At 69.7% G+C, this 23785-nt stretch carries 25 protein-coding genes and 1 pseudogene; 17 read left to right on the plus strand and 9 right to left on the minus strand.

What is annotated here, in order from left to right; translation table 11 throughout:
* From KUM49_RS48075 to tkt, 3 genes and pseudogenes are all read right to left on the minus strand, one after another.
* Positions 1–656 (minus strand): annotated as a pseudogene (locus KUM49_RS48075) (glucose-6-phosphate dehydrogenase); the annotation flags it as partial.
* 4 nt (positions 657–660) lie between these two features.
* Positions 661–1779: a transaldolase gene (gene tal, locus KUM49_RS06285; RefSeq protein WP_217235691.1), complete on the minus strand. Its 1119-nt coding sequence runs from the start codon at positions 1777–1779 to the stop codon at positions 661–663.
* Positions 1780–1813: 34 nt separating this feature from the next.
* A complete protein-coding gene (gene tkt, locus KUM49_RS06290; RefSeq protein WP_217235692.1) occupies positions 1814–3901 on the minus strand; it encodes a transketolase in 2088 nt (695 codons plus the stop codon).
* Between the two features lie 354 nt (positions 3902–4255).
* On the opposite strand from tkt, the gene KUM49_RS06295 reads away from it, so the two are divergent.
* The 3 genes from KUM49_RS06295 to KUM49_RS06305 all read left to right on the plus strand — a co-directional run bounded on the left by KUM49_RS06295 (position 4256) and on the right by KUM49_RS06305 (position 6850).
* A complete protein-coding gene (locus KUM49_RS06295) occupies positions 4256–5209 on the plus strand; it encodes a heme o synthase (RefSeq protein WP_217235693.1) in 954 nt (317 codons plus the stop codon).
* An 85-nt stretch (positions 5210–5294) separates the two neighbouring features.
* The gene (locus KUM49_RS06300; RefSeq protein ID WP_217235694.1) at positions 5295–5627 is read left to right on the plus strand and encodes a hypothetical protein; all 333 of its coding nucleotides are present in this window, start codon (positions 5295–5297) and stop codon (positions 5625–5627) included.
* A gap of 116 nt (positions 5628–5743) precedes the next feature.
* Positions 5744–6850, plus strand: coding sequence for an amidohydrolase family protein (locus KUM49_RS06305; protein WP_217235695.1), 1107 nt, complete (start codon positions 5744–5746; stop codon positions 6848–6850).
* Between the two features lie 21 nt (positions 6851–6871).
* On the opposite strand, the gene KUM49_RS06310 is transcribed toward KUM49_RS06305, so the two are convergent.
* From KUM49_RS06310 to KUM49_RS06325, 4 genes are all read right to left on the minus strand, one after another.
* On the minus strand, positions 6872–7879 hold the full coding sequence (locus KUM49_RS06310; RefSeq protein WP_217235696.1) for a heme A synthase: 1008 nt from the start codon (positions 7877–7879) through the stop codon (positions 6872–6874).
* Positions 7880–7934: 55 nt separating this feature from the next.
* Complete coding sequence (locus KUM49_RS06315) at positions 7935–8711, minus strand: ABC transporter permease (RefSeq protein WP_217235697.1); 777 nt, start codon at positions 8709–8711, stop codon at positions 7935–7937.
* On the minus strand, positions 8708–9631 hold the full coding sequence (locus tag KUM49_RS06320) for an ABC transporter ATP-binding protein (RefSeq protein WP_217235698.1): 924 nt from the start codon (positions 9629–9631) through the stop codon (positions 8708–8710). Before KUM49_RS06320 ends, KUM49_RS06315 begins: the two co-directional genes overlap by 4 nt.
* Positions 9632–9712: 81 nt before the next feature.
* On the minus strand, positions 9713–10510 hold the full coding sequence (locus KUM49_RS06325) for an aminoglycoside N(3)-acetyltransferase (RefSeq protein WP_217235699.1): 798 nt from the start codon (positions 10508–10510) through the stop codon (positions 9713–9715).
* A gap of 160 nt (positions 10511–10670) precedes the next feature.
* Here KUM49_RS06325 and KUM49_RS06330 point away from each other — a divergent pair, with 160 nt between their 5' ends.
* From KUM49_RS06330 to KUM49_RS06365, 8 genes are read left to right on the plus strand one after another with little or no spacing between them, the layout of a single operon-like run.
* Positions 10671–11414, plus strand: coding sequence for a metalloregulator ArsR/SmtB family transcription factor (locus KUM49_RS06330; protein ID WP_217235700.1), 744 nt, complete (start codon positions 10671–10673; stop codon positions 11412–11414).
* Positions 11411–12832, plus strand: a complete 1422-nt coding sequence (gene sufB, locus KUM49_RS06335) for a Fe-S cluster assembly protein SufB (protein WP_217235701.1) — start codon at positions 11411–11413, stop codon at positions 12830–12832. The genes KUM49_RS06330 and sufB overlap by 4 nt, the downstream gene beginning before the upstream one ends.
* A gap of 59 nt (positions 12833–12891) precedes the next feature.
* On the plus strand, positions 12892–14073 hold the full coding sequence (gene sufD / locus KUM49_RS06340) for a Fe-S cluster assembly protein SufD (RefSeq protein WP_217235702.1): 1182 nt from the start codon (positions 12892–12894) through the stop codon (positions 14071–14073).
* Complete coding sequence (locus KUM49_RS06345; protein WP_217235703.1) at positions 14073–14402, plus strand: non-heme iron oxygenase ferredoxin subunit; 330 nt, start codon at positions 14073–14075, stop codon at positions 14400–14402. The genes sufD and KUM49_RS06345 overlap by 1 nt, the downstream gene beginning before the upstream one ends.
* Positions 14403–14409: 7 nt before the next feature.
* A complete protein-coding gene (gene sufC / locus KUM49_RS06350; RefSeq protein ID WP_217235704.1) occupies positions 14410–15195 on the plus strand; it encodes a Fe-S cluster assembly ATPase SufC in 786 nt (261 codons plus the stop codon).
* Complete coding sequence (locus KUM49_RS06355; RefSeq protein WP_217235705.1) at positions 15192–16448, plus strand: cysteine desulfurase; 1257 nt, start codon at positions 15192–15194, stop codon at positions 16446–16448. The genes sufC and KUM49_RS06355 overlap by 4 nt, the downstream gene beginning before the upstream one ends.
* A gap of 15 nt (positions 16449–16463) precedes the next feature.
* Positions 16464–16928 carry a Fe-S cluster assembly sulfur transfer protein SufU gene (gene sufU / locus KUM49_RS06360; protein WP_217235706.1) on the plus strand — a complete coding sequence of 155 codons (465 nt, stop codon included), beginning with the start codon at positions 16464–16466 and terminating at the stop codon, positions 16926–16928.
* Positions 16925–17257 carry a metal-sulfur cluster assembly factor gene (locus KUM49_RS06365; RefSeq protein WP_020130530.1) on the plus strand — a complete coding sequence of 111 codons (333 nt, stop codon included), beginning with the start codon at positions 16925–16927 and terminating at the stop codon, positions 17255–17257. Before sufU ends, KUM49_RS06365 begins: the two co-directional genes overlap by 4 nt.
* A gap of 64 nt (positions 17258–17321) precedes the next feature.
* Here KUM49_RS06365 and KUM49_RS06370 read toward each other — a convergent pair whose 3' ends face one another.
* The gene (locus KUM49_RS06370; RefSeq protein ID WP_217235707.1) at positions 17322–18149 is read right to left on the minus strand and encodes an AbfB domain-containing protein; all 828 of its coding nucleotides are present in this window, start codon (positions 18147–18149) and stop codon (positions 17322–17324) included.
* Between the two features lie 323 nt (positions 18150–18472).
* Here KUM49_RS06370 and KUM49_RS06375 point away from each other — a divergent pair, with 323 nt between their 5' ends.
* The 6 genes from KUM49_RS06375 (at position 18473) to KUM49_RS06400 (ending at position 22762) form a co-directional block, all read left to right on the plus strand.
* On the plus strand, positions 18473–18793 hold the full coding sequence (locus KUM49_RS06375) for a multidrug efflux SMR transporter (protein ID WP_254400805.1): 321 nt from the start codon (positions 18473–18475) through the stop codon (positions 18791–18793).
* Positions 18793–19338, plus strand: a complete 546-nt coding sequence (locus tag KUM49_RS06380) for a TetR/AcrR family transcriptional regulator (protein ID WP_217235709.1) — start codon at positions 18793–18795, stop codon at positions 19336–19338. Before KUM49_RS06375 ends, KUM49_RS06380 begins: the two co-directional genes overlap by 1 nt.
* Positions 19339–19459: 121 nt before the next feature.
* A complete protein-coding gene (gene dapD / locus KUM49_RS06385; RefSeq protein WP_217235710.1) occupies positions 19460–20464 on the plus strand; it encodes a 2,3,4,5-tetrahydropyridine-2,6-dicarboxylate N-succinyltransferase in 1005 nt (334 codons plus the stop codon).
* A gap of 133 nt (positions 20465–20597) precedes the next feature.
* The gene (locus tag KUM49_RS06390; protein WP_217235711.1) at positions 20598–20822 is read left to right on the plus strand and encodes a hypothetical protein; all 225 of its coding nucleotides are present in this window, start codon (positions 20598–20600) and stop codon (positions 20820–20822) included.
* 165 nt (positions 20823–20987) lie between these two features.
* Positions 20988–21548, plus strand: a complete 561-nt coding sequence (locus KUM49_RS06395; RefSeq protein ID WP_217235712.1) for a SigE family RNA polymerase sigma factor — start codon at positions 20988–20990, stop codon at positions 21546–21548.
* On the plus strand, positions 21545–22762 hold the full coding sequence (locus KUM49_RS06400; RefSeq protein WP_217235713.1) for a WD40 repeat domain-containing protein: 1218 nt from the start codon (positions 21545–21547) through the stop codon (positions 22760–22762). The genes KUM49_RS06395 and KUM49_RS06400 overlap by 4 nt, the downstream gene beginning before the upstream one ends.
* Here KUM49_RS06400 and dapA read toward each other — a convergent pair whose 3' ends face one another.
* Positions 22763–23659 carry a 4-hydroxy-tetrahydrodipicolinate synthase gene (gene dapA, locus KUM49_RS06405; RefSeq protein ID WP_217235714.1) on the minus strand — a complete coding sequence of 299 codons (897 nt, stop codon included), beginning with the start codon at positions 23657–23659 and terminating at the stop codon, positions 22763–22765.
* Between the last annotated feature and the right edge of the window lie 126 nt (positions 23660–23785).

Below are 23785 nucleotides of genomic sequence, written 5' to 3' on the forward strand. Positions count from 1 at the left end.
AACATCGTGTTGGCGAAGCGGAGCGCCAGAATGTTCTGGACGGTCTCCTTGCCCAGGTAGTGGTCGATGCGGAAGACCTGGTCCGGGGCGAAGACCTCCTCGACCGTCGCGTTGAGCTCCTCGGCCGACTGAAGGTCGTGGCCGAAGGGCTTCTCGATGACCGCGCGCCGCCAGGAGCCGCTCGACTGGTCGGCCAGCTGGTGCTTCTTCAGCTGCTGGATGACCACCGGGAAGGCGGACGGCGGCACGGAGAGGTAGAAGGCGAAGTTGCCGCCCGTGCCCTGGGCCTTGTCCAGCTCCTCGATCGTGCCGCGCAGCCGCTCGAACGCCTCGTCGTCGTCGAAGGTGCCCTGCACGAAGCGCATCCCCTGGATGAGCTGCTGCCAGACCTCCTCGCGGAACGGCGTACGGGCGTGCTCCTTGACGGCGTCGTGGACCTCCTGTGCGAAGTCCTCGTGCTGCCACTCACGCCGGGCGAAACCGACCAGCGAGAAACCCGGCGGCAACAGACCCCGGTTCGCAAGGTCGTACACGGCGGGCATGAGCTTCTTTCGTGACAAATCGCCCGTGACGCCGAAGATGACCAGGCCCGACGGCCCCGCGATACGCGGGAGCCGTCGGTCGGCGGGGTCACGCAGCGGGTTGCTGCTCGACAAGGGTTCAGCCCTCCGAAGGGGCGAGGCGCTGAAGCTCCGCCTCGGTCGACTTGAGCAGGTCGGTCCAGGACGCCTCGAACTTGTCGACGCCCTCTTCCTCCAGCAGTCGGACCACGTCGTCGTAGGCGATCCCGAGCTTCTCGACCGCGTCGAGGTCGGCGCGGGCCTGCTCGTAGGTGCCGGCGACCGCGTTGCCCCGGATCTCGCCGTGGTCCTCGGTGGCGAACAAGGTCGCCTCCGGCATGGTGTTCACCGTGTTCGGCGCCACCAGCTCGTCGACGTACAGCGTGTCCTTGTACGCCTTGTCCTTGACGCCGGTCGAGGCCCACAGCGGACGCTGCTTGTTGGCACCCGCGTTCTCCAGCGTGCTCCAGCGGTCCGAGGAGAAGACCTCCTCGTACGCCTGGTAGGCAAGGCGCGCGTTGGCGACGCCCGCCTTGCCGCGGGCGGCCTTGGCCTCGGGGGTGCCGAGCGCGTCGATCCGCTTGTCGATCTCGGTGTCCACACGGGACACGAAGAAGGACGCCACGGAGTGGATCTTCGAGAGGTCCAGGCCGCGCTCCTTGGCCTTCTCCAGGCCGGTCAGGAAGGCGTCCATGACCAGGCGGTAGCGCTCCAGAGAGAAGATCAGCGTGACGTTGACGCTGATGCCGAGGCCGATGACCTCGGCGATCGCCGGGATACCCGCCTCGGTCGCCGGGATCTTGATGAGCGTGTTCGGGCGGTCGACCAGCCAGGCCAGCTGCTTGGCCTCCGCGACGGTCGCGTGCGTGTTGTGGGCCAGGCGCGGGTCGACCTCGATGGACACCCGGCCGTCCTGCCCGCCGGTGGCGTCGAAGACCGGGCGCAGGATGTCGGCGGCGTCACGGACGTCGGCCGTCGTGATCATGCGGATGGCCTCTTCGACCGTGACCTTGCGGACGGCGAGGTCGGAGAGCTGCTGGTCGTAACCGTCGCCCTCGGAGATCGCCTTCTGGAAGATCGACGGGTTGGTGGTGACGCCCACGACGTGCTGCTGGTCGATCAGCTCGGCGAGGTTGCCGGACGTGATCCGCTTGCGCGACAGGTCGTCCAGCCAGATCGCCACGCCTTCTTCGGAGAGGCGCTTGAGTGCGTCTGTCATGGAAATTGCATCTCCTACGTGTCGTATATGAGCGTCAGCGCTGGGCGGCGGTGATGGATTCCCTGGCCTTGGCAGCCACATTCTCCGCAGTGAAGCCGAACTCGCGGAAGAGCACCTTGCCGTCGGCCGAAGCACCGAAGTGCTCCAGGGAAACGATGCGGCCGGCGTCGCCCACGTACTTGTGCCAGGTGAGACCGATGCCGGCCTCGACCGCGACTCGCGCCTTGACCGCCTGCGGCAGGACGCTGTCCCGGTACCCCTGGTCCTGCTCCTCGAACCACTCCACGGACGGCATGGACACGACCCGCGTCGGCACACCGTCGGCTTCGAGCTGCTCACGCGCCTCGACGGCCACGTGCACCTCGGAACCGGTCGCGATCAGGATCACCTCGGGCGTTCCCGTAGAGGCCTCGAACAGGACGTAACCGCCCTTGGCCGCGTCCTCGTTGGGCGCGTAGGTGGGTACGCCCTGACGGGTGAGGGCGAGGCCGTGCGGAGCGCCCTTGCCGAACACCTTGGTGTAGCGGCGCAGGATCTCGCGCCAGGCGATCGCGGTCTCGTTGGCGTCGGCCGGGCGGACCACGTTCAGGCCCGGGATGGCGCGCAGGGAGGCGATGTGTTCGACGGGCTGGTGGGTGGGGCCGTCCTCGCCCAGGCCGATGGAGTCGTGCGTCCACACGTAGGTGACCGGCAGGTGCATCAGCGCGGACAGGCGTACCGCGTTGCGCATGTAGTCGGAGAAGACGAGGAAGGTGCCGCCGTAGATGCGGGTGTTGCCGTGCAGGGCGATGCCGTTCATCTCCGCGGCCATGGAGTGCTCGCGGATACCGAAGTGGATCGTGCGGCCGTACGGCTGCGCTTCCGGCAGCGGGTTGTCCGCCGGGAGGAAGGAACTCGTCTTGTCGATGGTGGTGTTGTTGGAGCCGGCCAGGTCGGCCGAGCCGCCCCACAGCTCCGGGATCACCGCACCCAGCGCCTGGAGCACCTTGCCGGACGCGGCGCGGGTGGCGACACCCTTGCCCGCCTCGAAGACCGGGATCTTCTCCTCCCAGCCCTTGGGCAGTTCGCCCTTGGCGATCCGGTCGAACTCGGCGGCCCGCTCGGAGTTGTTGCCCTGCCACTCCTGGAAGGACTTCTCCCACTCGGCCTTGGCCTGCCGGCCCCGCTCACCCAGCGCCCGGGTGTGCGCGAGGACCTCGTCGGCGACCTCGAAGCTCTTCTCCGGGTCGAAGCCCAGCACCCGCTTGGTGGCGGCGACCTCGTCGTCACCCAGCGCCGAGCCGTGCGCGGCCTCGGTGTTCTGCGCGTTCGGCGCCGGCCAGGCGATGATCGAGCGCATCGCGATGAAGGAGGGCCTGTCGGTGACCTGCTTGGCGGCCTCGACGGCGTCGTAGAGGGCCTGCGGGTCCAGGTCGCCGTCCGGCTTGGGGGCCACCCGCTGCACATGCCAGCCGTAGGCCTCGTACCGCTTGACGGTGTCCTCCGAGACGGCCGTCTCGGTGTCACCCTCGATGGAGATGTGGTTGTCGTCCCACAGCAGGACGAGGTTGCCGAGCTTTTGGTGCCCGGCCAGCGAGGACGCCTCCGCGGAGATGCCCTCCTGCAGACAGCCGTCACCGGCGATCACGAAGATGTGGTGGTCGAACGGCGAGGCACCCTCGGGGGCGTCCGGGTCGAACAGGCCGCGCTCGTAACGGGCGGCCATCGCCATGCCCACCGCGTTGGCCACACCCTGGCCCAGCGGACCGGTGGTCGTCTCCACACCGGTGGTGTGGCCGTACTCGGGGTGGCCGGGGGTCTGGGAACCCCACGTCCGGAACGCCTTCAGATCATCCAGCTCCAGACCGAAACCGGCCAGGTACAGCTGGGTGTAGAGGGTCAGGGACGAGTGGCCCGCGGACAGCACGAAACGGTCGCGGCCGACCCAGTCGGGATCCGCCGGGTCGTGCCGCATCACCTTCTGGAAGAGGGTGTACGCGGCCGGGGCCAGGCTCATCGCCGTACCGGGATGGCCGTTGCCGACCTTCTGTACGGCATCGGCGGCCAGGACGCGGGCGGTGTCGACGGCCCGCTGGTCCAAATCGGTCCACTCGAGGTCTGTGGTGGTCGGGTTGGTGCTCACCCTGGGTCAGGGCTCCTCTCCACATGTCACGCATGTCGAATGCCGGTGTGCTGAACGCTCCGGGCGCTGTCGAGCCTACCCTTGTAAGAACGCGCGTTTTTTCGAGTCATTCCAGAGTGTCTGGACTCGTCGGGATCCGCCTCCCGACTGGGCCGTTCCGCGTTCGGCATGTGAATACGGAACCGCTCGTCCGAGTGCTCAATCGAGTGCCGTGCGGCTCTTCCGGAGGCGCCGCCCAACACGACTGGACCCCCGCGAATGTCCGGGTCTGGGCAACGTCTACAGTGGCGTGGTACGCGCGAGCCTTTACCGGGACTTCACACGGCTGAGGCTCGCTGGGATGTCTCTGTAGGGGTGTGCGTGACGGCCGTCGAATCCCGTCCAGCGGGGGTGCTCGGTGCGAGCCAGAGCCCGAGCCACCGGCCGTTCGGGGCCCGTGTCAAGGCGTTCGTAGCTCTGACCAAGCCTCGGATCATCGAGCTGCTGCTCATCACCACCGTTCCGGTGATGTTCCTGGCGCAGCAGGGTGTGCCCGACCTGACGCTCGTGCTGCTGACCTGCGTCGGCGGCTACCTCTCCGCGGGTGGCGCCAACGCGCTGAACATGTACATCGACCGCGACATCGACGCGTTGATGGACCGCACCTCGCAGCGCCCGCTGGTCACCGGCATGGTGAGCCCACGCGAGTGCCTCGCCTTCGGCATCACCCTCGCCGTCGTCTCCACGCTGCTGTTCGGTCTCGCCGTCAACTGGCTCTCGGCCTGGCTGTCGCTCGGAGCGCTCCTCTTCTATGTCGTCGTCTACACGATGATCCTCAAGCGTCGTACCTCGCAGAACATCGTGTGGGGCGGCATCGCCGGCTGCCTCCCCGTGCTCATCGGCTGGTCGTCCGTCACCAACTCCATGTCGTGGGCGCCGATCGTCCTCTTCCTCGTCATGTTCTTCTGGACGCCGCCGCACTACTGGCCGCTGTCCATGAAGGTCAGGGAGGACTACGCGCGCGTGGGCGTGCCGATGCTGCCGGTCGTCGCCTCCAACAAGGTGGTCGCCAAGCAGATCGTGCTCTACAGCTGGGTGATGGTCGCGGTGTCGCTGCTGCTGCAGCCGCTCGGCTACACGGGCTGGTTCTACACGGCGGTCGCGCTGCTGGCGGGCGGCTTCTGGCTGTGGGAGGCGCACGGGCTGCAGAACCGGGCCAAGGCCGAGGTGACCGGCGGCAAGCTCAAGGAGATGCGGCTGTTCCACTGGTCGATCACCTATGTGTCGATCCTGTTCGTGGCGGTCGCGGTGGATCCCTTCCTGCGCTGAGTTCCCTGCGACGGGCGGGGTGCGTGGCCAAGGCCACGCACCCCGCCCGTCGCCGTTTGATCTACCCGTCGGTAGCATCCTGGCCATGGCAGACACGCAGCAGGTGGACCCGAAGGCCGAGCGCAAAGTGACCCGGCTCGCCAAGCAGATCAGCGGCTTCTCCAAGGAGCACGGCGGCGCCGAGGGCCAGATCGCGTACCTCGGGGAGCGCGGCGCCCGGATCGTGCTCGTCGGCGAGGACGGCGCCTGGGGCGACGTGGTCGCCCCCTCGTACGCGCTCGCCGAGCAGGCGGCGGAGAAGGCCGGGATCACCGTCCACGAGGACTTCGACGGTGAGTTCGCGGCCAAGGTCAAGACCGGCCCGTACGAGTGGAGCCGCATGGCGGGAATCCAGGTGGGCGGCCCGAGCAACGACTGACCCCATACCGGCTCCCCCCGCGGAACGCTTCGCACGGGGTGTGTGACCGCAACACCTCGTGCCCGGTTCACCCGTTAGGACCTGAGAAGGACAGAGTCCAAGCGTGGGGAGCCCGGATGATCGAAACGCCGTCCCTCGTGGACCAGTACTGTCACGGCGTCCTGAGAACGGAACTGGGCCTCGGCACCTTCGAGGCCCAGCTGGCCCGGACCGAGGGTCCGCCCGCGCCGGGTACGACGCTCTTCGACACGCAGACGGGGTTCGCCGTACGCCGTTGGTGCCCCCCGCTGCTCGGTCTGGAGCCGCACTGCCCGCCCGCCCGCTACCTCGCCCGGCGCCGCGAACTCGGCGTACTGGAATCGGGCCGCAGGCTGCTGAGAGGCAGTGGCATCACGACCTACCTGGTCGACACCGGGCTGCCCGGCGACCTGACCGGGCCCGCCGAGATGGCTTCCGCGGCGGACGCCCAGGCCCGCGAGGTCGTGCGGCTCGAACTCCTCGCCGAGCAGGTCGCCGACACCTCCGGCACCGTCGAGTCCTTCCTCGCCAACCTCGCCGAGTCGGTGCACGGCGCCGCCTCGGGCGCGGTGGCCTTCACCTCCGTGGCGGGCGTACGGCACGGACTCGCGCTCGCGCCCGAGCCGCCGGGGCCGGGCGAGGTCCGCGGCGCCGCCGGCCGCTGGCTCGCCGGACGCCGGGTCGGCGGGGAGCTGAGCGACCCGGTGCTGCTGCGGCACCTGCTGTGGATCGCGGTCGCCTCCGGCCTGCCGCTGCAACTGCACGCAGGTCTCGGCGAACCGGGACTGCGCATCGACCGCACGGATCCGGTGCTGCTCACGGACTTCGTCCGGGCCACGGCCGGCCTCGGAACGGATCTCGTGCTGCTGCACGGCTACCCGTACCACCGGCACGCGGCCCACCTCGCCGGGGTCTTCCCGCACGTGTACGCCGACTCGGGCGCCGCGCTGGTGCGGACCGGGGCCCGCGCCGCGACCGTCCTCGCGGAGATCCTGGAGCTGGCCCCCTTCGGCAAGATCCTCTTCTCCAGCGGGGCCCAGGGTCTGCCCGAACTGCACGTCGTGGGGGCCCGGCTGTTCCGGGAGGCGCTGGGCCGGGTGCTGGGCACCTGGGTCGCCGAGGGGGCGTGGTCGCTGGCGGACGCACAGCGGGTGGCGGGGCTGATCGCGGCGGGCAACGCCAGGCGGGTGTACGGGCTGGAGTGAGCTACGGCCGCGAGCTCACGGCTACGCCCGCGTCAGCGTCGCCTCGCTCGACTGTCCCGGCACCTCGGCCACCGTCTCCGGCCGCTCCCGCAGGGCCAGCAGCACGCGCAGTACCGCGATCCACACCAGCGCGGAGCCGAGCATGTGCAGGCCGACCAGGATCTCGGGAAGGTCGGTGAAGTACTGGACGTAGCCGATGACGCCCTGCGCGAGCAGGATCAGGAAGAGGTCGCGGGTGCGGGCCAGCGGGTCCTTGGGGGCGTCGACCGCCTTGAGGACGAACCACAGGGCGAACGTCAGCGACACCACGACCCAGGCCAGCACGGCGTGCACCTTGCTGACGGTCTCCCAGTCCAGCGGCATCCGCTCGACCTCGCTGGAGTCGCCCGCGTGCGGTCCCGCGCCGGTGACGACCGTGCCGACCAGGATCAGCAGGACGGTGGCCGCGACCAGGAACCACACCAGTTGCCGCACGGCCTTGCCGACCAGCGGGCGGGGCGTCCCGTCGCCTTCCCTGGTGCGCTGCCACATCACAATGGCGACCGCGATCAGGGCGGAGGTGGCCACGAAGTGCGCCGCGACCGTGTACGGGTTGAGGCCGACCAGGACCACGATGCCGCCGAGGATCGCGTTGCTCATCACGATCCAGAACTGCGCCCAGCCCAGCCGGGTCAGTCCGCGCCGGTACGGCTTCTCGGAGCGCGCGGCGATGATCGCCCAGCCGACCGCCGCGCACAGCACGTACGTCAGCATGCGGTTGCCGAACTCGATGGCGCCGTGGAAGCCCATCGCGCTGGTGGCGGTCAGCGAGTCGTCGGTGCACTTGGGCCAGGTCGGGCAGCCGAGCCCGGACCCGGTGAGCCGCACCGCACCGCCGGTGACCACGATGAGCACCGACATGACGAGTGCGGCGAGGGCCGCCCGCCGGACCGTCCGGGGGGTCGGGGTCCAGCGTGCGGCGATGAAGGCGAGTGGATTGCGGACGGCCGCTACGGCGTCGGCGCGGGTCACTTTTGGCACGCGTCCCATCGTAGGGGGCCGCTTGTGCACGCTTTCACGAGGGTCCCCGGAGGTGCCTCGCGGCCTACTCCCAGCGGAAGAACCGCCCCGCCGCCGCCAGCCCCACGACCGCCCACACGGCGAGGATCCCCAGGTTGCCCCACGGCATCCCGGCACCGTGCTGGAGCACGTCCCGCAGCCCGTCGGACAGCGCCGAGATCGGCAGCAGCCCGAGCACGTCCTGGGCGCCGGAGGGGAACTTGTCCAGCGGCACGATCACCCCGCCGCCCACCAGCAGCAGCAGGAAGACCAGGTTGGCGGCGCCCAGCGTGGCCTCCGCCTTCAGGGTGCCCGCCATCAGCAGTCCGAGCCCCGAGAAGGCGGCCGTTCCGAGGACCAGCAGAAGCAGGACGGCGAAGGGATTGCCGTGCGGCTCCCAGCCCAGCGCGAAGGCGATCACCGTCAGCAGGACGACCTGGAGGACCTCCGTGACCAGCACGGCCAGCGTCTTCGCGGTCATCAGGCCCCAGCGGGGGAGGGGCGAGGAGGAGAGGCGCTTGAGGACGCCGTACCGGCGTTCGAAGCCCGTGGCGATGGCCTGTCCGGTGAACGCCGTCGACATCACGGCGAGCGCGAGGACGCCGGGGGTCAGGAAGTCGACGGCCTCGCCCGCGCCCGTGTCCACGATGTCGACGGAGCTGAACAGCACCAGCAGCAACGTGGGGATCACGACGGTCAGCAGCAGTTGCTCGCCGTTGCGCAGGAGCATCTTCGTCTCCAGGGCGGCCTGCGCCCCGATCATGCGGGGGAGCGGAGCGGCACCCGGCCGCGGCGCGTAGGTGCCGGTGGTGCCGGTGGTCATGAGCGCAGCTCCTTGCCGGTGAGCTCCAAGAACACGTCTTCGAGCGTGTGCCGTTCGACCGAGATCTTCTCCGGCATCACCCCGTGCTGCGCGCACCAGGAGGTGACCGTCGCGAGCAGCTGGGGGTCGACCTTGCCGCCGATCCGGTACGAGCCCGGCGTCAGCTCCGCGGCCGTGCAGTCCGCCGGGAGCGCCTTGAGCAGGGACCCGACGTCCAGGCCCGGCCGGCCGCTGAAGCGCAGGGTGTTCTCCGCGCCGCCGCGGCACAGCTCCTCCGGGGAGCCCTGGGCGATGACCCGGCCCGCGTCGATGATCGCGACGTCGTCGGCGAGCTGCTCGGCCTCGTCCATGTGGTGGGTCGTGAGGATCACGGAGACGCCGTCGGCGCGCAGGTCCCGCACGAGATCCCAGGTGGCGTGGCGGGCCTGCGGGTCGAGGCCGGCGGTGGGCTCGTCCAGGAACGCCAGTTCGGGGCGGCCGACGACCGCCATGGCGAGCGCGAGCCGCTGCTGCTGGCCTCCCGACAGTCGCCGGTAGGTCGTCCGGCCGCAACTGCCGAGGCCCAGGCGCTCGATGAGCGCGTCCACGTCCAGCGGGTGGGCGTGCAGCTTGGCGACGTGCCGGAGCATCTCGTCGGCCCGCGCGCCCGAGTAGACGCCCCCGGACTGCAGCATCACGCCGATCCGGGGGTTCAGCTGTCGCGACTGTCTCACCGGGTCGAGGCCCAGGACGCGCACCGTGCCGGAGTCCGGCTTCCGGTAGCCCTCGCAGGTCTCGACCGTCGTCGTCTTGCCCGCGCCGTTGGGGCCGAGTACGGCGGTCACACCCGCCTCGGCCACCAGGTCGAGGCCGTCCACCGCGGTCTTCCTGCCGTACCGCTTCACCAGGGCCTGGATCTGGACCACGGGCTCACTTCGCATGGGTCCAGAGTCTAGGTTCGCGAACGGGGGCCCCGACCGGCGGGTACGAGATCTCCGTCCGAGGCCCGGACGGGCCGGGCCTCAGATCTCCTCCTCGCGCGGCCGGTGCACCGCCAGCCACCGCTGTGCGTAGGCCACCGCGTCCGCCACCGGGAACAGCCGTACGTCGGCGGCGCCCACTCTTCCGCGGACGACGGGGCGGTCCCGCTCGAAGTCGTGGCCCAGCTCGTCGAACCGGTCCGAGTCGATCGACACCTCGGTCACCACCTCCCAGCCCGCCGCTCCCGGGCGGCCCACCTTCACGCGCGGTGCCGGTATGCGGTACTCGGCCAGATGGAAGCTGGTGCAGGTGTCGTATCCGGTGCCCAGCAGCAGCACCCGGGCGTCGAGCGCCTCCAGCCGGGCCAGCGGGCTGTGCTCGCCCAGACGGCAGTCGGTGGCGTGTCCGTCGGTCACCTCCGCCGCGCGCGGGCCGAGCGCCGCGAAGGAGGTCTGGGGGTGTGCGCTGCGCTGGGCGCCCGGCCACGTCCGCACGGTCTCCGGGATCACCCCGAGGCCGCGGGTGGGGGTGATGAGCGGGTCGTAGGCGGGCATGGTGGCCCGGATCGTCTCCCACCAGGCCTCGGGCACCGGCGGGCGGCCCCACTGGGCCGGGTCGGAGAGGTCGCTGGACTGGCTGGGGACCACCACGGTGCCGTCCGGACCGAGGGCGTCGAGGAGTCCCTGGACGGCCGCGACGGCTCCTCCGCAGACCCAGCCGAGTGAGCTGAGGGAGGAGTGGACGAGGAGGGTCTCGCCGGGTTCGACACCCAGTGCGCGCAGCTGGGCCGCGAGCCCGTCCCGCGTGACAAGAGGGCCGGTGGGAGGGGGTGTGGGCATGGGCGGAAGTGTCCCGGAACGGGCCCATGAAGGCCACCGATTTGATCGATCAAAGATCGTTTCCGCAGGTCAGATTAGGTAAGCCTAAGTGACGCAGGGCACCGTCGGGCGGCGGGGGCGCCGCTTGCCTGCCTCAGAGGAATTACGCAACAATGGCGTTGTGAAATACGTCGGCGAGGCTCGGGAGACCCCCAAGGGGGCCCCGCAGGAGGAGCTAGCGACCGGTGAGCGCTCGACGCGCAACCGGGTCGCGCGGTCCATCCTGGACCACGGGCCGTCGACCGCCACCGAGCTGGCCGGACGGCTGGGACTCACCCAGGCGGCCGTACGCCGGCATCTGGACGCGCTGGTCGCCGACGACGTCGTGGAGGCCCGGGAACAGCGGGTCTACGGAGCGCGTACGCGCGGCCGGCCCGCCAAGGTCTTCGCGCTCACCGACTGCGGCCGCGACGCCTTCGACCAGTCCTATGACAAGCTCGCCGTGGACGCCCTGCGCTGGATCCAGGAGCAGTTCGGCGGGGACGAGGCGGTCGTCGCCTTCGCCCGCGCCCGGATCGCCGAACAGGCCACCGTGTACCGCAAGGCCATCGAAGCCGCCGGCCCCGAAGGGCGGACGGAAGCGCTGGCCAAGGCCCTGAGCGCGGACGGGTACGCTGCTACGGCGCGAAGCGCACCGGTCGGCGAGCAGCTCTGCCAGCACCACTGCCCGGTGGCCCACGTCGCGGAAAAGTTCCCGCAGCTCTGCGAGGCGGAGACCGAGATCTTCTCCCAGCTGCTCGGCACCCACGTCCAGCGACTGGCGACCATCGCGCACGGCGACGGCGTCTGCACGACGTTCATCCCCAAGATTTCCCACAGCACCGACAACGCATCTGCAAGCACGGCCGGGAGGAACCCCGCATGACTCTCCCCACGGAGACTGCCCACCCCGAGCTCGAGGGCCTGGGCAAGTACGAATACGGCTGGGCCGACTCCGACACGGCCGGCGCCTCTGCCAAGCGCGGCATCAACGAGGACGTCGTCCGCGACATCTCCGCGAAGAAGAGCGAGCCGGAGTGGATGACCAAGCTCCGTCTCAAGGGCCTGCGCCTGTTCGGCAAGAAGCCCATGCCGAACTGGGGCTCGGACCTGTCGGGCATCGACTTCGACAACATCAAGTACTTCGTGCGCTCCACGGAGAAGCAGGCGGAGTCCTGGGAGGACCTGCCCGAGGACATCAAGAACACGTACGACAAGCTCGGCATCCCCGAGGCGGAGAAGCAGCGCCTCGTCGCCGGTGTCGCGGCCCAGTACGAGTCCGAGGTCGTCTACCACCAGATCCGCGAGGACCTGGAGGAGCAGGGCGTCATCTTCCTCGACACCGACACGGCCCTGAAGCAGCACCCGGAGCTCTTCAAGGAGTACTTCGGGACCGTCATCCCGGTCGGTGACAACAAGTTCGCCTCCCTGAACACCGCGGTGTGGTCGGGCGGCTCCTTCATCTACGTGCCGCCGGGCGTGCACGTCGAGATCCCGCTCCAGGCCTACTTCCGCATCAACACGGAGAACATGGGCCAGTTCGAGCGGACCCTGATCATCGTCGACGAGGGTGCCTACGTGCACTACGTCGAGGGTTGTACGGCCCCGATCTACAAGTCGGACTCGCTGCACAGCGCCGTCGTCGAGATCATCGTCAAGAAGAACGCCCGCTGCCGTTACACGACCATCCAGAACTGGTCGAACAACGTCTACAACCTGGTCACCAAGCGCGCCGTGGCGTACGAGGGCGCGACCATGGAGTGGATCGACGGCAACATCGGCTCCAAGGTGACGATGAAGTACCCGGCCGTCTACCTGATGGGCGAGCACGCCAAGGGCGAGACCCTGTCCATCGCCTTCGCGGGCGAGGGCCAGCACCAGGACGCCGGCTCCAAGATGGTCCACATGGCGCCGAACACCTCCTCCAACATCGTCTCCAAGTCGGTGGCGCGTGGTGGCGGTCGTACCTCCTACCGCGGTCTCGTCGAGATCGGCGAGGGTGCCCACGGCTCCAAGTCGAACGTGTTGTGCGACGCGCTGCTCGTCGACACCATCTCCCGCTCCGACACCTACCCCTACGTGGACGTCCGCGAGGACGACGTGTCCATGGGCCACGAGGCGACCGTCTCCAAGGTCTCCGAGGACCAGCTCTTCTACCTGATGAGCCGTGGTCTGACCGAGTTCGAGGCGATGGCCATGATCGTGCGCGGCTTCGTCGAGCCGATCGCCAAGGAACTCCCCATGGAGTACGCCCTCGAACTCAACCGGCTGATCGAGCTGCAGATGGAAGGCGCGGTCGGCTAAGGCCCGCCTCCACACCAGCCAGCGAATTTCTGACGTAGGAAGAGAGCAGACCGACAGCCATGGCTGAGGCTCAGAACATTCCGGTGGGGTCCACCACCGCCGGCCAGATCGCGGTGGCCGCCGAGTCGACCGTCGCCACGCGCATGAGCGCGCCCCCGTCCTTCGACGTGCAGGACTTCCCGGTCCCGCACGGCCGCGAGGAGGAGTGGCGGTTCACGCCGCTGGAGCGGCTGCGCGGGCTGCACGACGGCACCGCGGTCGCCACCGGCAACGGCATGAAGGTCGCCGTCGACGCCCCCGAGGGCGTCGTCGTCGAGCTTGTCGGCCGTGACGACGCCCGTCTCGGCAAGGCGGGCACCCCGGTGGACCGCGTCGCCGCCCAGGCGTACTCGGCGTTCGAGAAGGCCGGCGTGATCACCGTCCCTAAGGAGACGGTCCTCACCGAGCCGATCCGGATCGCCGTGCACGGCGAGGGCGGGACCGCGTACGCCCACCAGGTCGTCGAGCTGGGAGCCTTCGCCGAGGCGGTCGTGGTCATCGACCACACCGGTGACGCCGTGCTCGCCGCCAACGTCGACTACGTCCTCGGGGACGGCGCCAAGCTGACCGTCGTCTCCGTCCAGGACTGGGACGACAAGGCCGTGCACGTGGCCCAGCACAACGCGCTGATCGGCCGGGACGCCACCTTCAAGTCGTTCGTGGTCACCTTCGGCGGCGACCTCGTCCGTCTGCACCCGCGCGTGGCCTACGCCGGCACCGGCGGTGAGGCCGAGCTGTTCGGCCTGTACTTCACCGACGCCGGCCAGCACCAGGAGCACCGCCTCCTGGTCGACCACAACACCCCGCACTGCAAGTCGAACGTCGCCTACAAGGGCGCGCTCCAGGGCGAGGGCGCCCACGCGGTGTGGATCGGCGACGTGCTCATCGAGGCCACGGCCGAGGGCACCGACACGTACGAGATGAACCGGAACCTCGTCCTCACGGACGGTGCCCGGGTCGACTCCGTGCCGAACCTGGAGATCGAGACCGGCGAGATCGTCGGCGCCGGCCACGCCTCGGCGACCGGCCGCTTCGACGACGAGCAGCTCTTCTACCTGATGGCCCGCGGCATCCCCGCCGAGGAGGCCCGCCGCCTGGTGGTCCGCGGCTTCTTCGCCGAGCTCGTCCAGCAGATCGGTGTCGACGACATCCAGGAGCGCCTTCTCGCGAAGATCGACGAGGAGCTGGAGGCGTCGGTCTGATGACTGCCCCGTCGACGTTCGTACGCGCCTGTGGGCTGAGCGAGCTGGACGAGGACACTCCGAAGCGGGTGGAACTCGACGGCACGCCGGTCTCGGTCGTGCGTACCGAGGGGGAGGTGTTCGCTATCCACGACATCTGCTCGCACGCGAACGTCTCGCTCTCCGAGGGCGAGGTGGAGGACTGTCAGATCGAGTGCTGGCTGCACGGCTCCAGCTTCGACCTCCGCACCGGCAAACCGTCCGGCCTGCCCGCGACGCGCCCCGTCCCCGTATACCCCGTAAAGATCGAAGGGGACGATGTGCTCGTCTCCCTTTCCCAGGAGTCCTGAGGCATCCATGGCAACGCTTGAAATCCGAGACCTGCACGTCACCGTCGAGGTCGAGAACGGCACGAAGGAAATCCTCAAGGGTGTCGACCTCACCGTGAAGCAGGGCGAGACGCACGCCATCATGGGCCCGAACGGCTCCGGCAAGTCGACGCTCGCCTACTCGCTCGCGGGTCACCCCAAGTACACGATCACCGGCGGCACCGTCACCCTCGACGGCGAGGACGTCCTGGAGATGTCCGTCGACGAGCGCGCCCGCGCGGGCCTGTTCCTGGCGATGCAGTACCCGGTCGAGGTCCCCGGCGTCTCCGTCTCCAACTTCCTGCGCACCTCCGCCACCGCCATCCGCGGCGAGGCCCCCAAGCTGCGGACGTGGGTGAAGGAGGTCAAGGAGACCATGCAGCGTCTCAACATGGACCCGGCCTTCGCCGAGCGCAACGTGAACGAGGGCTTCTCCGGCGGTGAGAAGAAGCGCCACGAGATCCTTCAGCTGGAGCTGCTCAAGCCCAAGGTCGCGATCCTCGACGAGACGGACTCCGGTCTGGACGTCGACGCGCTCCGTGTCGTTTCCGAAGGCGTCAACCGCGTCCGTGAGAGCGGCGAGGTGGGCACCATGCTCATCACGCACTACACGCGCATCCTGCGCTACATCAAGCCCGACTACGTCCACGTCTTCTCCGCGGGCCGCATCGTCGAGTCCGGCGGCGCCGAGCTCGCCGACAAGCTGGAGAACGAGGGCTACGAGGCCTACGCGAAGCACGACGCAGTCGACACGAAGGGTGGCGCATCCGCGTGACACAGCTGCCGGGCCTCCTCGACACCGAGGCGATCCGCAAGGACTTCCCCATCCTGGACCGTCAGGTCCACGACGGCCGGAAGCTCGTGTACCTGGACAACGCGGCGACCTCGCAGAAGCCGCGCCAGGTGCTCGACGCCCTGAACGAGTACTACGAGCGCTACAACGCCAACGTCCACCGCGGTGTGCATGTGCTCGCCGAGGAGGCCACGGCGCTGTACGAGGGCGCGCGCGACAAGGTCGCCGCGTTCATCAACGCGCCGAGCCGCGACGAGGTGATCTTCACCAAGAACGCCTCCGAGTCGCTCAACCTCGTGGCGAACATGCTGGGCTGGGCCGACGAGCCCTACCGCGTGGACCACGAGACCGAGATCGTCATCACGGAGATGGAGCACCACTCCAACATCGTGCCGTGGCAGCTGCTGGCACAGCGCACGGGCGCGAAGCTGAAGTGGTTCGGCCTGACCGACGACGGCCGGCTCGACCTCTCCAACATCGACGAGATCATCACCGAGAAGACGAAGATCGTCTCCTTCGTGCTGGTGTCGAACATCCTGGGCACGGTCAACCCGGTCGAGGCGATAGTGCGCCGGGCGCAGGAGGTCGGCGCGCTGGTCTGCATCGACGCCTCGCAGGCCGCGCCGCACATGCCGATGGACGTACAGGCCCTGCAGGCCGACTTCGTGGCCTTCACCGGCCACAAGATGTGCGGTCCGACCGGCATCGGCGTGCTCTGGGGCCGCCAGGAGCTGCTGGAGGACCTGCCCCCGTTCCTGGGCGGCGGCGAGATGATCGAGACCGTGTCGATGCACTCGTCGACGTACGCTCCCGCCCCGCACAAGTTCGAGGCGGGCACCCCGCCGATCGCGCAGGCGGTCGGTCTGGGCGCGGCGATCGACTACCTGTCGGCGATCGGCATGGACAAGATCCTCGCCCACGAGCACGCGCTCACCGAGTACGCGGTGAAGAGGCTCGGCGAGGTGCCGGGGCTCAGGATCATCGGCCCCACCACGGCCGAGGACCGGGGCGCGGCGATCTCGTTCACGCTCGGTGACATCCACCCGCACGACGTGGGCCAGGTCCTCGACGAGCAGGGCATCGCGGTACGCGTGGGTCATCACTGCGCACGCCCGGTCTGCCTGCGGTACGGAATTCCTGCGACCACGCGAGCGTCGTTCTACCTGTACTCCACGCCGGCCGAGATCGACGCTCTGGTCGACGGCCTGGAGCACGTACGGAACTTCTTCGGCTGAGGGGCTGGCTGGATCGTGAAGCTGGATTCGATGTACCAGGAAGTCATCCTGGACCACTACAAGCACCCGCACGGGCGTGGTCTGCGCGATGGCGACGCCGAGGTGCACCACGTCAACCCGACCTGCGGTGACGAGATCACGCTGCGGGTGAAGTACGACGGCACCACGATCGAGGACGTCTCGTACGAGGGCCAGGGCTGCTCGATCAGCCAGGCCTCGGCCTCCGTGCTGAACGACCTGCTGGTCGGCAAGGACCTGGCGGACGCGCAGAAGATCCAGGAGACCTTCCTGGAGCTGATGCAGTCCAAGGGCCGGATCGAGCCCGACGACGCGATGGAGGAGGTGCTGGAGGACGCGGTCGCGTTCGCCGGTGTCTCCAAGTACCCGGCGCGGGTGAAGTGCGCTCTCCTGAGCTGGATGGCGTGGAAGGACGCGACGGCCCAGGCGCTGGGAGCCGACGCCGAAAGGAAGACGGCATGAGCGAGACCCTTGAGATGAAGCCGGCCTCGGAAGAGGAAGTCCGTGAGGCCCTGTACGACGTCGTCGACCCCGAACTGGGCATCGACGTCGTCAACCTCGGACTGATCTACGGCATCCACATCGACGACGCGAACATCGCGACGATCGACATGACCCTGACGTCGGCGGCCTGTCCGCTGACGGACGTCATCGAGGACCAGGCCAAGTCCGCCACGGACGGCCTCGTCAACGAGCTGCGCATCAACTGGGTCTGGATGCCGCCGTGGGGCCCGGACAAGATCACGGACGACGGCCGTGAGCAGCTGCGGGCGCTCGGCTTCAACGTCTGAGAACCACGAGCATCCACGAGCTGATGCGAACGGCGACGCCTTCGGGCGTCGCCGTTTCGCGTGCTCAGGCCAGGGCGCCCACCAGCCGGAACGCCGAGTCCGCCTGGTAGAGGCCGCTGTGCTGGTACGACTCCAGGCGGAGCGTGAAGTTCTTGTGGCGCAGGAAGCGGCCCGGGAAGTTGACCGATTCCAGCATGATCGCGCCGGACACCGGTGAGGTGCGCGGGCAGAACGTGGCGTCCCGCTTGAAGAGGGACGAGCCGTCGTCGCGGTCCGCGCGCAGGACGAAGTCGCGGTGGCGGAGGTACTTGCCGTCGGCCGTGGCGAAGGAGTGGCAGGAGCTGTCGGCCAGGCCCTTGACCAGCTTGAAGGTGGAGTCCTCGCGGGATTCCGAGCCGCCGACCTGGTCGAGCCGCACCAGGCCGCCGCTGATGTGCCAGTAGCGGTCGGGGTAGTTGGCCGAGCGGACCGAGCGCCAGGTCGTCGAGGGCTTCGGGGCGGCCGAACTCGGGTGCGAGGTGGAGGGCTCGGCGGGAGCGGCGGGCGGGCGCGCGGAGGCCGAGCCCTGGGGTTCGGGGGCGCTCGTGGTCGTCCGCGCGGACGGTGACGCGCTCTCGTCGCCGGATGCCGAAGCGCCCGTCGTGGACGGGGTGGCGTAGGAGATCAGACCGGGGCCGCTCGGGTCCGCGGCGGCCGCCTGGTCAGGTGCGGGTGACGGATCGTCGGTCTGATGCTCCGTCATGGTCACCGCCGTCACGCACGCGGCGACCGTGGCTATCGCCAGCGCACCGGCCAGCCACAGGCGTCGTGTTCCCGGCACCCGGGTGGTGTCCGGGGACCAGCCGCTCTCCCATGGCTGGTTCTGAGAGGGCCGGGACTTGCTTCGTGGCATGCGCGATTCCTCCGGCGGGCGCCTGGGGCGACGGCTGCGGCCGAGACGGGGAAGTGGGTGAACGGTGAAACACTAGTGGAGCCGGTGAGGTCCTGGGAGCCGTTTGAACGAGTGGTTTTCGGCCTCCCCGGTTTCACGCGCGGTCAGATGCTCACAACTCTCCCCCACGGCACCCCGGACACCTCGCGGGCGGGCGGCCGGCAGTTGCGGCTGACCCCACATCAGATACGGCTCTCCGAAGTCGCGTTGGGCCGACGGCTGGAAGGGCGCGAGGCGTGCGTGTCCGGCCGAGCAGCATGGCAGCGTTATGTACGCTCGTACACATGGGATGTCTGTTGCTCGCCGCGGCGATCGCCGCCGAGGTCGCCGGGACCACGGCGATGAAATACAGCGACGGCTTCAGCAGGCTGGTGCCCTCGCTGCTCACCGTCCTCGGCTACGTCGTCTCCTTCGTGCTGCTCGCCCAGACGCTGAAGACCATCTCGGTCGGCACCGCGTACGCGATCTGGGCCGGCGTCGGAACCGCCGCCATCGCCGCCATCGGGATGGTGTTCCTGGGGGAGGGGATGACCGCGGCCAAGGCGGCCGGCATCGCGCTGATCATCGTCGGAGTGGTGGTGCTCAACCTGGGCGGTGCGCACTGATGCCCCGCCGCTACGACCCCGAGCGGCGGCAGCGGATCATCGAGGCGGCGATCCGGGTCGTCGGGGCCAAGGGCCTGGCCGGGCTGAGCCACCGCTCCGTCGCCGCCGAGGCCGACGTGCCGCTCGGCTCCACGACGTACCACTTCAAGACCCTCGACGAGCTGATGGTCGCGGCGCTCCGCCAGGCCAACGAGGGCTTCGCCAAGGTGGTCGCCGCCCGCGGGAGTCTTACCGACCCGCGCACCGATCTGGCCGCCGAACTCGCCGGCCTGCTGGGCGAGTGGCTGGCAGGCGAGCGCACCGGCGTCGAGCTGGAGTACGAGCTCTATGTGGCCGCCCTGCGCCGCCCCGCCCTGCGCCCGGTCGCCGCCGAGTGGGCCGACGACCTCGCCGACCGGCTCGCCGCCCGCGCCGACCCGGTCACCGCGCGGGCACTGGTCGCGCTGACGGACGGGATCTGTCTGCAGGTGCTGCTGACGGGCACGCCGTACGACGAGGAGTACGCGCGGGAGGTGCTGGCGAGGGTCATCGACGCCGGCGCGTGAACCGGGACGGCCGCGGTCCGTGCGCGCCGGTCCGGGCCGGATCGCGGACGGTGCGACCGGCACATGAGACGGCGTGCGCACCGGTTCGCCCGGGCGCCCCCTGCCACGTTAGTTTGCCCTTATGACCGACACGACTGCTCCTCGCACCACCGGCGCCGTTGCCGCCGGCCTCGCCACACTCGCCGCCGACGGCACCGTCCTCGACACCTGGTTCCCCGCGCCCGAGCTCACCGCCGTGACTGCCGAGGGCGGCCCTGGCCCGTCCGGCACCGAACGGCTGTCCGCCGAGCGTGCGGCGGAACTGCTCGGCGGCGGCGCGACCGCGGCGCTCGGTCCGGACGCCCGCCGGGGCGTCGAGGTGGTCGCGGTCCGTACGGTCATCGGCTCCCTCGATGACAAGCCGATCGACGCGCACGACGTCTACCTGCGCCTGCACCTGCTCTCGCACCGCCTGGTCAAGCCGCACGGCCAGAGCCTGGACGGCATCTTCGGCCACCTCGCCAACGTCGCCTGGACCTCGCTCGGCCCGGTCGCCGTCGACGACGTCGAGAAGGTCCGGCTGAACGCCCGAGCCGAGGGCCTGCACCTCCAGGTCACCTCGATCGACAAGTTCCCCCGCATGACCGACTACGTGGCCCCGAAGGGCGTCCGCATCGCCGACGCCGACCGGGTCCGGCTGGGCGCGCACCTCGCCGACGGCACCACCGTCATGCACGAGGGCTTCGTCAACTTCAACGCCGGCACGCTCGGCACGTCGATGGTCGAGGGCCGTATCTCCGCGGGCGTCGTGGTCGGCGACGGCTCGGACATCGGCGGCGGGGCCTCCACCATGGGCACCCTGTCCGGCGGTGGCAACGTCCGTATCAGCATCGGCGAGCGCTGCCTGGTCGGCGCCGAGGCGGGCGTCGGCATCGCGCTCGGCGACGAGTGCGTCGTCGAGGCGGGGCTGTACGTAACCGCGGGGACCCGCGTCACCATGCCCGACGGGCAGATCGTCAAGGCGCGCGAGCTGTCCGGCGCCTCCCACATCCTCTTCCGCCGCAACTCGGTCACGGGCACGGTCGAGGCCCGCCCGAACAACGCGGTCTGGGGCGGCCTGAACGAGATCCTGCACAGCCACAACTGACCCGCACGCTCAAAACCGAACTCCTCAACGTCCCGTACGGGTTACTCAGCGTGACCTTCTCGTGCTTTCGGCAGATGAACGGGTGGACGCAGTGTCCGATCAGACGCCGAAACGACGAACGAGGGGTCGTGCAATGACGAACGAGCGGGCGAGGACCGTGGCGCGTTTGCTGTCCGGGGCGTTGACCTTGACGGTGGTGTGCGGGCTCCCGGCGGGGGCCGCGCACGCCGACGAGACGAACACCGCCTCGCACAACGGCCCGCGGATCGGGCTGGTCAACACCGGCCAGGTGGACGATCCGCTGGAGGACGTGCTGGAGCACCTGCTGCTGATCGGCGACGGGTACACCTGGAGCTGAGCGCGCCCGCTGTGGACCGGGGCCCGTATCGCACACCCGTGCGATACGGGCCCCGGCCCGTTGTGCCGAAAGATTCTTCCCACCGGTGGCATAGCGGCGGGCGGTCGCGAGCGTCACAAGGAGCAGGGGCGGGGCACAGGTGCCGCCGGGGAAGAGAAGGTGACGATGAATGCCGAAGGACTGGAGAGTTTCCGGGAGTTCGTGGACAACCGGTCGTCGGCGCTGCTGAGGACGGCCGTGCTGCTCTGCGGGGGAGACCAGCACGCCGGTGAGGACCTGCTGCAGAACGCCCTGGTCAAGGCGGCGGGCAAGTGGCAGCGGATCGACGAGCCCGAGGCCTACGTACGGCGGATCCTGTACCGCCAGCAGGTCAGCCGCTGGCGGCTGAAGTGGCGCAGACGGGAGGTCAGCGTCCCCGAGCCGCCCGAGGCGGGCGCGGCAGGCGCCGACGCGGCGGCTGCGGCCGAACTGCGTGTCGTGATGCGCGAGGCGCTGGCCCGGCTCACCTCACGTCAGCGGACCGTGCTCGTGCTCCGCTACTTCGAGGACCTGCCCGAGGCCGACGTGGCCCGGCTCCTCGGCTGCACCGTCGGCACCGTACGGTCCACCACCCACCGCTCGCTCGCCCGGCTGCGCTCGCTGGCGCCCGAACTGGCCGCCCTGGGCCCGGCCGGCGCCGAGTGGCAGCCGTCTTGTGACTACTCATCCGTGGAGGTGCGTCCGTGAACGTCGAGGAACTCGTGCGGGACGCACTGCGGGAGCAGGCCGCGGAACAGCCCCTGACGCGGCCGGGGTTCGCCGACCGGGTACTGGCGGTCCGCCGGCGCCGCCGCAGTCGCAGGATCGCGGGCATGGCCGCCGCCACGGTCGCCGTGGTCGCCGTCGCGGTGGCCGTGCCCCTGCTGGACTCGGGCCGGGGCACCGACGTGCGCCCCGCCGACGTCGTACCGAAGACCGAGGTCAACGCCCATCCGGACCAGTCGCCGCCGCGCGAGCTGATCTCGGCCGGGAACACCGGCATGGCCGCGTACTTCATCCCGAAGACCGTCCGCAAGACGGCCGACACCGCCGTCTACGAGCGCACCTACTGGCTGCTCGACCAGGACAGCGGCAGGTACGAGAAGAGCACGAAGTGGTCCTGGGTGGCCGTCGCCCCCGGCATGAAGACCGCCGCCGTCCTGGAACGCACCCTGCCCGCCTCGCGGATCGGCCTGCTCGACCTGACCACCGGCAAGGTCGCGCGGTGGATCCCGGTCGACCACCCGGTCGGCGGACTCGCGTTCTCGCGCGACGGCCGCAAGCTGGTCGCGACGACCTACGGCGACAACCCCGACCTGCGGGTCAGGACGGAGGGATCCGAGGGCTGGAACCAGAAGGAGCCGTCGAGCCGCACCGGCTTCCACGTCATCGACGTGGCGTCCGGCAAGGGCTCCTGGAGCGAGGTCGGGCTCGACGGCGACCCCGAGGACCCCACCGGCTTCATCAACTCCCGCCAGGACTTCGCCCTCACCAGTGACGGCCGGCACGTCTGGGCCGGGCATCCCATGGGGGACATCGGCAAACAGTTCTTCGACCTCTCGGGCACCGAGGTGCCCACACCGGCGAACGACAAGCACCTGCAGTGGTACGTCGAAGCGGGGAAGTCGCCCGACGGCAGGCTCGTCGCCGGTGACTTCGCGGGCGAGAAGTGGAAGACCTCCTCCTGGGTCCTCGACGCCACGACCGGCGAGCGGACCGAGGTGCACGGGCAGCAGCTGCTCGCCTGGGCCGGCAACAGGTCCCTCATCGCCTGGGACATCGCCAAGGACGGCAGGAACGAGTTCCATCAGCGGCTCGTACTGGTCACCATCGGCAGCGACAAGGCCGTACCGCTCAGCGACTTCCGCAAGGGCAACGACGGGGACGCCGGGCGCTGGGAGCCCGTCTTCGCCGAGCGCTGATCAGGCGGCGGCCATGAACTGTTCGTACGTCGCCAGCAGCCCGTCGACCGTGTCCCGGTCGGCGGGTCGCAGCGGCGCGCGGACCGGTCCCGCCGGCAGGCCGAGTGAGGTGAGGAGGGCCTTGACGGTGACCGCGCCGGGCTGGCCCGCCGACATCATCGACTCGATCAGCGGCGTGGCCCGCTGTTGGAGGCGGGCGGACACGGGGGTGTCGCCCGCCTCGAACGCGTCGAGGACCGCACGGAGCCGGGCCGGAACGACATTGGCGACCGTGCTGATGTACCCGGCCGCACCCACCGCGTACAGGGCGAGGTTGTGCTCGTCGCAGCCCGCGTAGTACGCCAGCTCCGTGCGGTCCATGACCTTCTGGGCACCGAGGAAGTCGTAGGAACAGTCCTTGACCGCGACGATCCGGGGGTGCCCGGCGAGGCGGATCATGGTGTCCGGCTCGATCCGGGTGCCGGTGCGCCCGGGGATGTCGTACAGCACGAGCGGCAGCCCGGACGCGTCCGCGACCTCCCGGAAGTGCGCCTCCAGCGCGTCCTGCGGCGGCCTGCTGTAGTAGGGGCTGACCACCAACAGGCCGTCCGCGCCGGCCTTTTCGGCCGCCAGGGCCAGCTCGACGGTGTGCCGGGTGTCGAAGGTGCCCACGCCGGCCACGATCGACGCCCGCTCGCCCACCGCCTCCCGTACGGCCGTGACCAGCGCGGCCTTCTCCGCGTCCGTCGTGGTCGGCGACTCACCCGTCGTCCCCGACAGGACGAGCCCGTCACAGCCCTGAGCCACCAGCCGGTCGGCCAGTTGCTGCGCGCCGTCGAGGTCCAGCGCGCCCGCGTCGGTGAAGGGCGTGATCATGGCGCACAAGGCGCGGCCGAAGGGGCGGGATGTCGTCGTCATGGGAGTAGTCTCGACCCACAGACAGTGAAGCTCCACTTAAATTTCCTACGAGGTATCGCTAAGGAACGCTGAGGCGTTGTCGGTTGCCGCGCAGTCGGCAGGCCCTATGTCCAAGTGGGCCCTCAT

This window comes from Streptomyces sp. AC555_RSS877 (assembly GCF_019049245.1).
GTDB lineage: Bacteria > Actinomycetota > Actinomycetes > Streptomycetales > Streptomycetaceae > Streptomyces.